The organism is Arthrobacter rhamnosi, from assembly GCF_054510975.1.
In genome coordinates this window covers 364166-376693 of sequence record NZ_JBTNDN010000001.1, presented here as the reverse complement: position 1 = coordinate 376693, position 12528 = coordinate 364166, and the positions used below count along the sequence as shown (strand labels likewise).

The 12528-nt window shown below is 70.1% G+C and carries 11 protein-coding genes; 5 read left to right on the top strand and 6 right to left on the bottom strand.

Annotated elements, in window-relative coordinates; all coding sequences use genetic code 11:
- Nucleotides 1–156: 156 nt before the first annotated feature.
- From ACX80J_RS01720 to ACX80J_RS01710, 3 genes are read left to right on the top strand one after another with little or no spacing between them, the layout of a single operon-like run.
- Nucleotides 157–1023 carry a UbiA family prenyltransferase gene (locus tag ACX80J_RS01720; protein ID WP_459346614.1) on the top strand — a complete coding sequence of 289 codons (867 nt, stop codon included), beginning with the start codon at nucleotides 157–159 and terminating at the stop codon, nucleotides 1021–1023.
- Nucleotides 1020–2447, top strand: coding sequence for a phytoene desaturase family protein (locus ACX80J_RS01715; protein ID WP_459343870.1), 1428 nt, complete (start codon nucleotides 1020–1022; stop codon nucleotides 2445–2447). Before ACX80J_RS01720 ends, ACX80J_RS01715 begins: the two co-directional genes overlap by 4 nt.
- Nucleotides 2448–2482: 35 nt before the next feature.
- Nucleotides 2483–3190 (top strand): DUF305 domain-containing protein, encoded by a 708-nt coding sequence (locus ACX80J_RS01710; protein ID WP_459346613.1) that lies wholly within the window; start codon nucleotides 2483–2485, stop codon nucleotides 3188–3190.
- A gap of 106 nt (nucleotides 3191–3296) precedes the next feature.
- Here the strand turns inward: ACX80J_RS01710 and ACX80J_RS01705 are convergent, their stop codons facing one another.
- From ACX80J_RS01705 to ACX80J_RS01685, 5 genes are all read right to left on the bottom strand, one after another.
- Entirely contained in the window at nucleotides 3297–4100 is an 804-nt protein-coding gene (locus tag ACX80J_RS01705; RefSeq protein WP_459346612.1) for a carotenoid biosynthesis protein, read from the bottom strand.
- Nucleotides 4101–4248: 148 nt separating this feature from the next.
- Nucleotides 4249–6519, bottom strand: coding sequence for a phytase (locus ACX80J_RS01700; protein ID WP_459346611.1), 2271 nt, complete (start codon nucleotides 6517–6519; stop codon nucleotides 4249–4251).
- A gap of 254 nt (nucleotides 6520–6773) precedes the next feature.
- The gene (locus ACX80J_RS01695) at nucleotides 6774–7016 is read right to left on the bottom strand and encodes a PspC domain-containing protein (protein ID WP_459343867.1); all 243 of its coding nucleotides are present in this window, start codon (nucleotides 7014–7016) and stop codon (nucleotides 6774–6776) included.
- A 106-nt stretch (nucleotides 7017–7122) separates the two neighbouring features.
- A complete protein-coding gene (locus ACX80J_RS01690) occupies nucleotides 7123–7377 on the bottom strand; it encodes a hypothetical protein (protein ID WP_459346610.1) in 255 nt (84 codons plus the stop codon).
- Nucleotides 7374–9026, bottom strand: a complete 1653-nt coding sequence (locus tag ACX80J_RS01685) for a PspC domain-containing protein (protein ID WP_459346609.1) — start codon at nucleotides 9024–9026, stop codon at nucleotides 7374–7376. The genes ACX80J_RS01690 and ACX80J_RS01685 overlap by 4 nt, the downstream gene beginning before the upstream one ends.
- A gap of 124 nt (nucleotides 9027–9150) precedes the next feature.
- Here ACX80J_RS01685 and ACX80J_RS01680 point away from each other — a divergent pair, with 124 nt between their 5' ends.
- Together ACX80J_RS01680 and ACX80J_RS01675 are read left to right on the top strand one after the other, a co-directional pair.
- Nucleotides 9151–10458: an ATP-binding protein gene (locus ACX80J_RS01680; protein ID WP_459346608.1), complete on the top strand. Its 1308-nt coding sequence runs from the start codon at nucleotides 9151–9153 to the stop codon at nucleotides 10456–10458.
- Between the two features lie 96 nt (nucleotides 10459–10554).
- A complete protein-coding gene (locus ACX80J_RS01675) occupies nucleotides 10555–11235 on the top strand; it encodes a LuxR C-terminal-related transcriptional regulator (protein ID WP_459346607.1) in 681 nt (226 codons plus the stop codon).
- Between the two features lie 8 nt (nucleotides 11236–11243).
- Here the strand turns inward: ACX80J_RS01675 and ACX80J_RS01670 are convergent, their stop codons facing one another.
- Nucleotides 11244–12479: a pyridoxal phosphate-dependent aminotransferase gene (locus tag ACX80J_RS01670; RefSeq protein WP_459346606.1), complete on the bottom strand. Its 1236-nt coding sequence runs from the start codon at nucleotides 12477–12479 to the stop codon at nucleotides 11244–11246.
- Nucleotides 12480–12528 lie beyond the last annotated feature (49 nt).

Here is a 12528-nt window from a genome sequence, read left to right as displayed (position 1 = left end):
ACCGCGGAAGCCCACCCGACTGCGTCACATCGGTCTCCGGCCCGCACCCCTCGATGCGTCGCGCCCGTCCCGGAAGCACGTAGGCTGGGGGCACCCGGCGCACGAGCGGCCTCCACCCGTCCGTTGCGCCCCCGCCGGTCCGAGGAGGACGCAGCAGTGCCCCAGGCAGGTTTCGCGCCAGCGGCGCTGCGCATGGTCCATATCTCCCGACCGGTCCTCTGGATCAACACCCTGGGCACCGGTGTCGTCGGCATGTGGCTCACGGACGCTTTCTGGGACGGGGAGGTCCTCGCCCTCCTGGCCTGGCTCACGCTGCCGTTCAACCTGCTCATCTACGGCGTGAACGACATCTTCGACCAGGAAACGGACGCCCTGAACCCGCGCAAGGGATCGCTCGAGGGCGCCCGGATCCGGGCCTCCGAGGTCCGGGCGATCTGGCTCTGGGTCCTCGTCACCAACGTGCCGTTCCTCGCCTGGTTCGCGGCGACGCTGCCCCCGGCGGCACTCGCCTGGCTCGCGCTGTACGCGCTCGTCTTCGTCTTCTACTCCGCGCCTCCACTGCGCTTCAAGGCCCGGCCCTACCTCGATTCGATCAGCAACGCCGCCTACGCCTTCCCCCTGGTCTTCGTGCCCTACGCCCTCGGCGACGAGCCGGTCTGGGCCGCCGCGATCGGCCTGATGGCCTGGAGCGCGGCCAAGCACACCTACGACGCCGTCCAGGACATCGACGAGGACAGGGGAGCGGACATCACGACGACGGCGGTCAGGCTGGGCGCTCGCGGCGTGGTGGCCTGGAGCGGCGCGTGGTGGGCTGCGGCGACGGTGTGCTTCGCGCTCGTCAACATCCCGGTCGCCGTCATCAACGCGCTCATCGCCGGCTGGCTGCTCCTGGGCCTGTACCGCGACCCCCGCCCCGAAACGGGCCACCGGCTGTACCGGTACTCGATCGCCTTCCCCTACGTGGCCGGGACCGTGGCGGGCGTGCAGCTCGTGGCCGCCCTGACGCTGGGCCTCTACCGGTGAGCCGCGTCGTCGTCGTCGGGGGCGGGATCGGCGGGCTGACCGCCGCCGCGCTGCTCGGACGGGCGGGCCACGGCGTGACCCTGCTCGAGGCCGCCGGGCACGTGGGCGGGAAGAGCCGTCGCGTGGAGGTGGCGGGACAGCGCATGGACACCGGTCCGTCCCTGTTCACCTTCCCGGGTGTCTGGGAGGAACTCCTGCGCCGGCTCGACGCCGTCGCACCGTCCGGTGCCGCGAGCGCTGCGGACGTCGCGGCCCTCCGCCTGGAGCGGCTGCCGGAGGTCGGCACCTACTACTACCGGGGCGAGGAGTGCGCCCTGCCCGTTCCGGAGGGGCACCCCTGGCACGCGGCGTGGGAGCGTTTCGCCGCCGAGCACGGCATCCTCGGCGGCGACATCTCGCGCCTGCTGACCACGGGACCGCTGGAGCAGGCCGCGTATCCCGCACTGGCAAGGCTGGCCGGACTGTACGGACGCCGGCTCACCACGCGGAGCTACCTCGACAGCCTGCCCTGGCTGCCCGAGGGGCTGCGCGAGGTCATCGCGATCCACACCCTCAACGCCGGCGTCAGCCCCACCCGCACGCCCGCGCTGTACGCGAGCATGCCCGCCATCATGGCGAACGACGGCGTCTGGATCCCCGAGGGCGGCGTCTATGAGCTGGTGCTGGCCCTGGAGCGGCTGGCCGTCGACGCCGGCGTGGAAATCCGCACGGGAGAGCCGGTGCAGCGCATCGGACGACGGCGGGTGGTCACCGCAGCCGGGACCTACCCGGCCGACGCCGTCGTCAGCGGGCTCGATGCCTCCCGGCTCACCGGCCTGCTGGCGGGCCGGCGCCCGCGCACACCGAGGAAGCTCACCTGCTCGGCCGTCGGGATCTACGCCGTCCTCGCCGAACCGCTCCCGGAGGGGACCGCGCGCCACGGCGTGATCCTGCCCGACGATCCCGCTGCGCTCTACGCCAGCCTCGAAGCCGGGGACGAACCGGAGCAGACCATGGCCTTCGCCAACTACTATCCGGCCCACGGCGTCTACCCGAATGCGTCGGCGACCCTCGCGCTGCTCCTCACCGCGCCGGCGAACGGCAGGAGCTACTCCCTCGAGGATCCCTTGGTGCGCCGCGAACTGGACCGGACCACACAGGTGCTGGGGCTGCCCGTGCCCGTCGAGCAGTACTTCGATGCCTACGAGATCCTGGATCCCGGCTACTTCGGCGAGCACGGTTCCGCGGGCGGTGCGCTCTACGGGGCCGTCCATCCGGCGTGGCTGAGCGGCCCCTTCCACGTCCCGGGGTACTCGGATCCGCTGCGGCCGTGGCTCTGGCGCGTCGGCGCCTCGGTCCACCCCGGGGGTGGGCTGCCGGCAGTCCTCGGCGGGGCGATGATGTCCACCCAGAAGCTGCTGGCCCGCCTGGGGTCTCCCGCCTGACCGCTCCACCCGAGTACCGAAGGATCCGATACACCATGAAGCGCCGCGTCCCCCTGTCCGCACTGGCCCTCGCCACGGCCCTCGCCCTTACCGCCTGCGGCTCCTCGGGCGGCAGCGACACCCACACCGGCCACACCTCCGACGCCTCTGCTCCGACCTCCGGCGCCTCTGCTCCGACCTCCGGCGCGGACGGTGCCACCTCCGGCGCGGACGCTGCGCCGGAGGAGCACAACGACGCGGACGTGATGTTCGCGCAGATGATGATCCCGCACCACCGGCAGGCCGTCGGGATGAGCGACATGATGCTGTCGAAGGACGGCATCAGCACGGAGGTGCTGGACCTCGCGACTGCGATCAGGGACGCCCAGGAGCCGGAGATCGCGACCATGACCGGCTGGCTCGAGGCGTGGGGCGAGCCCGTCGAAGCCGGAGGGAGCATGGAAGGCCACGCCATGGACTCCGGCTCGGACTCCGGGCCGGACTCAGGCTCGGACCCTTCCGCCGGATCGATGGACGGCATGATGAGCGAGGACCAGATGTCCGAACTCGACGCCGCCGAGGGAGATGAGGCATCACGCCTGTTCCTCGAATCGATGACCGCCCACCACGAGGGCGCGGTCGCCATGGCGCAGGACGAGATCGACAACGGCCGGGACCCGGACGCCATCCGGCTGGCCGAGACCATCGCCGAGACGCAGCAGGCCGAGATCGATCAGATGGCCGGCCTCCTCGAGGACCTCTGATCGGTTCCGCACCTCCTGTCGGCAACGGTGGAGGTAACCCCCGTCCCTAAGGGGGGGCGGCCGTTCCGGGGCGCCTGCTCGGTGGCGCCTGCTCAGGGGCGCCTGATCAGTGGCGCGGCGCTGCGAGTCCTGTCGTGCCGCGAGGCACAGGGTCGACCGCATGCGCGAGCTGCAGGCGTCGGCGGACCAGCAGGATGATCAGTCCGGCGGCGAGCACGGCGGGGAAGACGAGCCCCGAGAAGATGCAGACACCCAGCCAGAGGAACATCGAGACGAGCAGGCTGTCGAGCAGGCCCGGCTGCAGCGCGCGGTCGGTGAGGCGACTCCCTCCGATCCACGTGACGAGCGCCGAGGCGATGATCCCCGAGAGGAGCCAGCCGCCGTAGTTCGAGAGTGGCACGCCGTAGTAGGGACCGCCGCCCTCCCAGATCCAGAAGCCGAGGGCCACGGCTCCCGGATCCAGGACACCGTCGATTACGACCAGCAGCAGTCCACCGAGGACGATCCTGCGCAGGGCCGTTCCGGTGCCCGACACCACGGCCACCGCGCCGATCACCAGCGGGACGTACGAGAGCGGCAACAGGTACGGCACGAGGCCGAGGATCGTGGGACCCAGCGGATCCCCGTAGTGGAAATCGCCGTAGGGCACGCCCGTCGCGACGCCGAATCCTTCGATCAGGTAGCCGAAGACGGACACCGCCACCAGCGCTGCCGCGCCGCGGGCGCTACCCAACTGCCGTACCAGTGCGACGAACGCCGGCAGCGCGATCAGCAGGTTGAAGCCGTAGGACGCATAGCTCGCGCCGTCCACGTCCGGGAACCGCACCACGAAGTAGCCGGAGACGAAGAGGAACGCGCAGGACGCGATGAGCAGGCGGGGGAAGCTGCGGGGGGTGGAGGTCTTCGGCACGGCATCCATCCTTGCAGGTACACCACCGTCCCGCAGGCTCTCGCTGCTGTGCCGCTACTCCGGAAACGAGGCGGTCCGCCGCCCTTGCTCCTATCCTGCTCGCCGTGCGCTCGTTCCTGCCTCGCCCCGCAAATCGGTCCGAGGGGAGTTAAGGGGTCGTCGGTCGAAGCGCAACCAACCAACCGGCCCATTCGCGGACGGCGCTGAAGCTCCACGTCTTCGCCCCGCTTGACCCAGCGCTGGGTTGACTTTCGTCGGCAATCTCGAAACGGCGTGCGCCGGTCTCGACTGCCTGTGCCATCCCGCCCGGCGAGGTGAGGGTAACCGAACCGGAGTTGACGCTCATGCATCCGACGAGCATCGCGTTCGCGGTCGTGCTGGTCACTGCTGGGACGGTTCCCGAGGATGCTGCCGTGCCGGTTGCGGACGTTGCAGCGGTGTCAAGCCCTGAGGCGCCGGAGTACCTCGCGATACCTCCTCCGCTCGTCGTCGAAGTTGTCGTCCAGGAATAACTTGCCGGTTCGGACGCAGTGGCCACCTTGTAGTAGCCGTAGACCTTCGGGTTTGCGATGATGGTCACTGCTGCCAGCCGTGTCCACCCGGCCGGGGCACCAGTCGTGGCGATGCTACCGCCGTTCAGGGAGAGGCAGCTGACGAGGAGATTTCCTTGGGCGACGTTGGCCGGTTTGGGGATGGTGAGCGTGGTGCTCGCTGTGGTGTTCGCGGCTTCGCTCACCGACTCCCGGACGATGCTGCTGCCGCCCGTGCCGATCGGGCCGACGCTCCAGGACTGTGCCGCTGCTGTCGGGTCTGTATTTCCGGCTGCGTCGGTGCCCCAGACACTGAAGGTGTGGGAACCGATGGACAGCCCGGTGTAGGTTCGGGGCGAGGTGCAGGCGACGCGCGACGCTCCATCCAGGCTGCACTGGAAGGTCGAATTGGCTTCGCTCGAGGTGAATGCGAAGGAGGCGCTGGTCGACGTCGTCGTCGCGGGTGGTCCCGACGTGATCGTCGTCTCCGGGGGCGTGGTGTCGGTCGCCGGAGGTGTCGTGCCAACGGTCCACGTATAGCTCGCGGGGGTGGGGTCAGCACCGTTCTGGTCAGAGGCACGCACCTGGAAGGTATGCGAGCCACTCGACAAGCCAGAGTAGGAGACCGGGCTTACGCAACTGGTGAACGGCGTCGCGTCGAGCGCGCAGGCGAAGGTCGCACCCGTCGACGTCGACGTGAAGCCGAATTGGGCCGAGGTGGAGGTCGTGGGGTTCGCCGGTTTGCTCGTGATGGTGGTGTCAGGCGGAGTGGGAGAGGCGGTGCCGGCCCCGATCTTCCGCGGGTCGTAGGCCGCATCAACGAGCAAAGCGGGCGAGAAGGCGCCAGCGATGGACTGCCATGGCACCGCTTTGAAGTTCTGGCGTACTTCGTTCGACGTGTCCTGCGTGACGAAGAAGCCCTGGGGGAAGGGCCCGCCAACGCCGAAGTTGGTGACGTCTATCCCGTCCATGCCGGTGACGGCATCGATCCCGTTCCCGGCGGGGATGGCGAACGATCCCAACGGGCGGTTGTCGTCCCGGGCGTAGACGTGGAACCGGTTGGATCCCTGGCTGGCGGCCAGCAGGTAACCGGTACCGCCGCTACCGTAGTAGATGCTGATGCCCTTGATGTCCTGGACGATGTCACCGCCATTCTCAGTGGTGCTGACGACTCTCGTTCCGGCGGTCGAGTCTCCGGGTTCGGCCCCGTAGCGCCAGATCCCGCCGATGTCCTCCTGCGCAATGTAGAGCCGCTTCATCTCATCATCGGCCACCAGGCCCTCGGTGTGGGCGGGACCGCTCATCGTCCAGCTGCGTACGAGCTTGCCGGTGACAGATCCGGTGGAGCCGTCCAGTTCCCACTGCTCCACCTTGCCGACATCGGTGACGAAGGCAAAGTACTTGCCGGTGTCCGGGGAGTGGTAGAACGAGAACCCGCGGGGCGTCGCGATGTTGGCGGTGGGCAGGAAGCTGCCGGCCTTCGTCAGCGAGCCGTCCGCATCGTTGACCTTGTAGAAGTCAAGGCTCCGTTCCCGGTTCGAGACGCCGACCAGGCCTACGCGACTGCCGCCGAGGGGGAAGTTGTAGCGCACGTCGACGTTGTTCATCCGCCCGTCGGGGTAGTAGAACAACTGCCGTCCGGACAGGTCGTAGACGACGAGACCGTGCCCGTCCCTGCTCTTGTCCGTGCCGATGATGGTGCTCTTCGACGGGTCGGTCGGATGGATCCAGACGGCCGGGTCGTCCGCGGCATCCGGCGTTCCGGGTATTGGGGCAGTTTCGACCGTCGCGAGCACCTGCACTACCGCCGCACTGGCGACCGACGTGGCGAGCCCCCCAAGGAGAGCAGTGACCGCCAGCACGACAGCGAACTTGGATTTGAGTGCCACTTCTGCCTCCCAAAGCTTGAAGCCGCATACCCGGCGGCGACGACGGAATGGTGGGGAGCCGTGCGGCGAGGTCAGCGGCCCAGCGTGGCGGCGATGGTGCGCGAGAGTCGGATGACGATGACCCTGGAGGTGGGAATGCAGCGAACGATACTCCGCAATTCGGTGCGCGAATAGAGGTCGGCAAGAGGAAGGGGCATCCGCGGAAGTGCGGATGCCCCTTGCGTTCGTGCAGGACGGTTTCTGCCGGCCGGTCCCTAACGCTGCCTGAGGAGCTGCTCCAGGGCGATGCTGCCGTCGGTCTTGGGCAGCAGGAGCCACAGGACCAGGTAGAGCGGGAGGCCGATGAACGGGAGGAGGAAGCTGAGCAGCATCGCGATGCGCACGTAGCTCACGCGCCAGCCGTACTGCCGGGCGATGCCGGACGCGATGCCGCCGAGGATACCGCCGGGAGCCCGCTTGATGGGGGAGGAGCGGAGGAAGCTGTAGAGGGGTTGCATCGGAGTGCCTTTCGATGGGGACGGAGGTTGGAAAGAGGAAGGGAATCTGGAAGGGACAGGGGAGGAGTAGGGCGAAACGGATGGTGCTGACATGGCCGGTGTCCGCTCAGTATCCCGGAGCGTGGAGCGCGTCGTCGTCCTGGCTGTCGGTCGTCGTGCGGGTCCGCAGGGACAGGATGCCCCCGGCGACGAGCGACACTCCGACGCCGATGAGCAGGCCGAGCGCCACCACCACGGGGTCGATGTCGAGTGCGACGAACTGGCCGAGCAGGACCAGGCCGGCGACCGCGAGGATCAGAGCTCCCCACACGATGGTGACGACGCGCGGGCGGCGTTCCGGTCCGGTGATCGATGTGCTCATGGTGTGTCTCCTGTAGTGGTGGTTCCGGTGCTCTGCGGCGGGAAGGTGCCATCGATGCCGGTACCGGTATCGATGTCGGTCTCGGTTGCGGTGAGGATGGTGACATTGCTCATGGCGCCCCGCACATCGAGGATCAGGGCGGCTCCTGTCGCGTCGGGGTTCAGCTGGCCCCGGCCCAACTGGAGGACGCCTCCGTCGCCCCGGAAGGCGGGCGACAGGGTGTCCGGGTCCGCCGTCGTTCCCAGGGCGTCCGCATTGGCGAGGGCCATCCGGGTGCGTACCTCGACGGGCACGTCCTGCGGAACGATGACGGTGACGTCACTGGCGAGGGAGTTCACCGGAACCACGACGTCCCGTGCGGGTGAGGGCAGGGCGGTGAGGTCGATCGTGGCCTGCGCTGCCATGACGCTGTAGCCGTCGGACGCCGCCTGGAGTGACGCCGGCGTGGTCGTCGTCTCCTGCGCGACGACCCAGGAGCCGCCGACGATCGTGAGGGATGCGATGAGCGCGCCGAGGGTCGCCAGCGCAGCCGTGACGCCCACGAGGCCCGAGCTCCGTCCCCGCACGCCCAGTCCGACGATGCCGAGCGCGAGCACGATGGCGGCTGCTGCGAGCGCCACCGCGGCCGGGTTGGCGACGTCGAGGATGCGCGTGTAGTCCAGCACGAGGAGGACCGCCGCGGTGATGGTCGCCCCGCCGAGAAGGAGGGCCGTCACCGATCCGGAGGGCCGGATGCGGCTGGCCCGGTGGTTCCGGACGGCCTGGGGGACGTTCTCCGGTTCCCCCGCGTACGAGGACCATGCGGCGTCGGCCGCCGGGTAACCGGGCCCCGCGGCCCAGGGCGCCGGCTGGTAGGGCAGGGGATAGGTCTGCGTGAAGGACTGGGGAGAGGGCTGTGGCGAGGGTTCCGGGGACGCATCGGGGGAGCCCTCGGCGGGATCACCGTCGTCGTCTCCGGGATCCGAGAGGGGTGCACGTTCCCCGGGCAATGCGGACGCGCCGGATGCTCCTGACTGTCCGTAGCCGGGCCCGGACGGGCCGCTGGACGGGCCGGGAGCCGGGGGTGCCGGGGGTTCCGCCGGACCGTAGGGCATCGGGCCGAAGGGCTGCGGCTGGCCGGATCCACCGCCGGTGGGGCCCGGGTACGGGCTGCCGGGACGGGCGCCGCCCCTGCCGGACCGATTGGCGATCCAGTAGACGAAGAGGACGACGGCTCCGATCCAGAACAGCGTCCACAGCAGGCCACCGGCTCCGCCGTCATGGGCGGAGACGTCCGGGCGCCACAGGCCGATGGCCACGAGCACGGCGGCTCCCGTCAGCCCGGAGGTCCAGGAGCCCCGCCCGGCCTGCTCGACATGGATGCGCCCATCGGGTTCCGGCAGCAGCGCCCAGGCGAGCCCGTACAGCAGGACGCCGATGCCGCCGAAGACCGCGAGGACCACGATCAGGCCGCGGACGAGGGCCAGGTCGAGGCCGGTGCGGCGGGCGACGCCACCTGCGACACCCCCTACCCAGCGGTCCGGCGTCCGGGTGATGTCGAGGCCCCGGATCCAGCGGAAGAACGAGGACGAGGCGGGACGTTCCGCCTGATGCGATGCGGCCGGTTCATGCTGCCAGGACGGCCCGCCTGGTGAGGGTGCTGAAGTCATGTTCCCATCCTTCCGGTGGCCGCTCGGCGCGGCTATCGGGGCCTACCCTGAGCGGACCCTGATTAGACCCTGATTGGCACCGGGGAACGGCCCCGAGCGCCCGCCGTCGTGCTTGGATGGGGGTATGAGGCCCCCGCTGCTGCGCAGATCCGACGGCGTGATCGCCGGCGTCTGCGCCGGGCTCGCCGTGCACCTCGGGGTCAAGCGCTCCTGGGTCCGCATCGGCATGGCCGTGCTGACCCTGGCGTCCGGCGCCGGGGTCTTCCTGTACGCATGGCTCTGGATCTTTGTCCCGACGGCGGCGGACAAGGCCGCGGAACACGGACGGCCGACAGGCCCGGCCGCCTTCATGCAGGACGTCGGCGCGAAGAACGGGAAGACTCGGCCGGACGCGCGGGCCGGGACAGCCGCATCCCGTCCGGCGGCGGGCCCGTTCGACCCCGAGTCTTGGCGGGAGCGGACGCTGCGCGCCGGGCGGCGGGAGGTCCTCTTCGGTACGGTGCTGCTGGTCGCGGCGGCCGTGATCGTGGTGCAGCTGCTGGGGCTGCCGGTGAACTGGGGCTTCCTCGTCCCGATCGCCGTCGTGGCGACCGGTGCCGCCCTTGCCTGGTCCCAGCTCGACGCCGTGCGTCGGGCCAGGGTGATGAACCGTGCGGGGGCCGGACGGGCGGGTGGGGTGCTGCGCCTGCTCGCGGGCATCGTGCTCGTCATCGCGGGCGTACTCGTCGCACTGTCCAGCAGCGGCTCGTGGACGCTGACCATGGCCACCCTCGTCGCGGTGCTCGCCGTCCTCGCCGGCGTCGTCCTGGTCCTCGCGCCGTGGGGCCTCAAGTTCTGGCGCGATCTCGAGATGGAGCGGGCGGCCCGGGTGCGGGAGACGGAGCGCGCCGAGATCGCGGCCCATCTGCACGACTCCGTCCTGCAGACCCTCGCGCTCATCCAGAACCGCGCGGACTCCGAGACGGACGTGCTGCGCCTGGCGCGTGCGCAGGAGCGGGAACTGCGCCAGTGGTTGTTCGCGGACCCGGCGAGGGATCCCGGCAGCCTCGCCGAACGCCTCCGCGGGATGGCGGGCGAGATCGAGGACCGCTACGGGCACCCCGTCACGGTCGTCGCCGTCGGCGATGCAGTGCTGGGAGCGGGCGAGGACGCCCTGGCGCAGGCAGCGAGGGAAGCGATGCTGAACGCGGCGAAGCACGCGGGAGGGGCCGTCTCCGTCTACCTCGAGGCGGGCCCGGACTCCGTGGAGGTGTTCGTTCGGGACAGGGGCAGCGGCTTCGACCCGGCAGCCGTCCCGGCGGACCGCCTCGGGATCCGGGAGTCCATCACCAGCAGGATGCTCCGCCATGGTGGGTCCTCCGAGCTCCGCAGCGACGGGGACGGCACCGAGGTACGGCTCCGGCTGCCGCGGCAGGCCGGAAGCGCTGCGTAGGCAACCGCCCGGCCACGGCAGGGCATGACAGGGGCGCGACAGAGGGAACAGGCAGAGGGAACAACGGCCGGGGAACGGCCAGGAAGTGGGAGACACGTGGACAGCGAGAACCTACCTGCGGACGCGGCAGTACCGGGAACGGTGTCCGTGGTCATCGTCGACGATCACGGGATCTTCCGCTCCGGCCTCCGGGCCGCGCTCGGGCCCGTGATCCGCGTCCTCGGCGAGGCAGCGACGGTCGAGGAGGCGGAAGCGGTGATCGGTGCCACGGCGCCCGACGTCGTCCTCCTCGACGTCCACCTGCCCGGAGGCCGCGGCGGCGGGGGAGCGGAAGTCATCCACCGCTGCAGCACCCTCGGCACGGCGTTGCGCTTCCTGGCCCTCAGTGTCTCGGATTCCGCCGAGGACGTCGTCGCCGTCATCCGCGCCGGTGCGCGCGGCTACGTCACCAAGACCATCTCCGGCCCCGAGATCACCGACGCCGTGCAGCGTATCGCCTCGGGGGACGCCGTCTTCTCCCCGCGGCTCGCCGGTTTCGTCCTGGATGCATTCGGGACCGCGTCGGTCGCCGTCGACGACGAACTCGACCGCCTCTCGGCACGCGAACTCGAAGTCATGCGGCTCATCGCGCGCGGCTACAGCTACAAGGAGACGGCGAAGGAACTCTTCATCTCCGTGAAGACCGTCGAGACGCACGTGTCGGCCGTGCTCCGGAAGCTGCAGCTGTCCTCGCGGCACGAACTCACGCGCTGGGCGACGGAGCGCAAGCTGCTCTGAGGAGCCGCCTACCGGGCGGAACCGAGGAACTCCTGCAGGCGTCCCACACCCGTCGCGAGGTCCTCGTCGCCGAGCGCATAGGACAGACGGAGGTAGCCGCTCGGCCCGAAGGCCTCACCGGGCACGACGGCGACTTCGACCTTCTCCAGGATCAGCGCGGCGAGCTCGGCGGACGTGGCGGGGGTGACGCCGTCGAAGCTCCGGCCGAGCAGCGGCCGCACGTCCGCGTAGGCGTAGAAGGCGCCGTGCGGGGTAGGGCATTCGACGCCCTCGATCTCGTTCAGGGCCGCCACCATGGCGCGGCGGCGGCGGTCGAAGGCCACCTTCATCTCGTCGACCGCCGTCAGCGGCCCGGAGACAGCGGCGAGGGCCGCCATCTGGGGCACGTTCGACACGTTCGACGTCGCGTGCGACTGCAGGTTCGTCGCAGCCTTGACGAGGTCCTTCGGGCCGACCATCCAGCCCACGCGCCAGCCGGTCATCGCATACGTCTTGGCCACACCGTTGAGGATGACCACCCTGTCCCCGAGGGAGGGAGCTGCCGTCGCGATCGACGTGAAGGGCACGCCGTCGTACGTCAGGTGCTCGTAGATCTCGTCCGTGACGACCCACAGCCCACGTGCAGCAGCCCACTCGCCGATCTCGCGGACCGCGTCGGCGCCGTACACCGCTCCGGTGGGGTTCGAGGGCGAGACGAACAGCAGCACCTTCGTGCGCGGTGTCAGCGCCGCCTCGAGCTGTTCCACGGTCACGAGGTAGCCCTGCTCAGGCCCGGCGAACACCTCGACCGGAACGCCGCCCGCGAGCCGGATGGCCTCCGGATAGGTGGTCCAGAACGGCGTGGGGACCAGGACCTCGTCCCCCGGGTCGAGGAGAGTGGCGAAGGACTCGTAGACGGCCTGCTTGCCGCCGTTGGTCACGAGCACCTGCGTGGGGTCGACGGCGTAGCCGGAATCGCGCAGCGTCTTCTCCGCGATGGCCTGCTTGAGCTCGGGGAGGCCGCCGGCGGGGGAGTAGCGGTGGAAACGGGGCTGGCGGGCGGCCGCGATCGCGGCGTCCACGATGTAGTCCGGCGTCGGGAAGTCCGGTTCGCCGGCACCGAAACCGATGACGGGCCGGCCCGCAGCCTTGAGGGCCTTCGCCTTCGCATCCACGGCCAGCGTTGCGGACTCCGCGATCGAGCCGATCCGCCGGGAGATCCGGGGGAGTGCTGCGCGGGTGGAGTCGTCGGTCGTCGCGTTCATCGGGTCCCGTTCCGTGAGGTCTTCGTGGCAGCTTCCAGCTTAGGCGGTG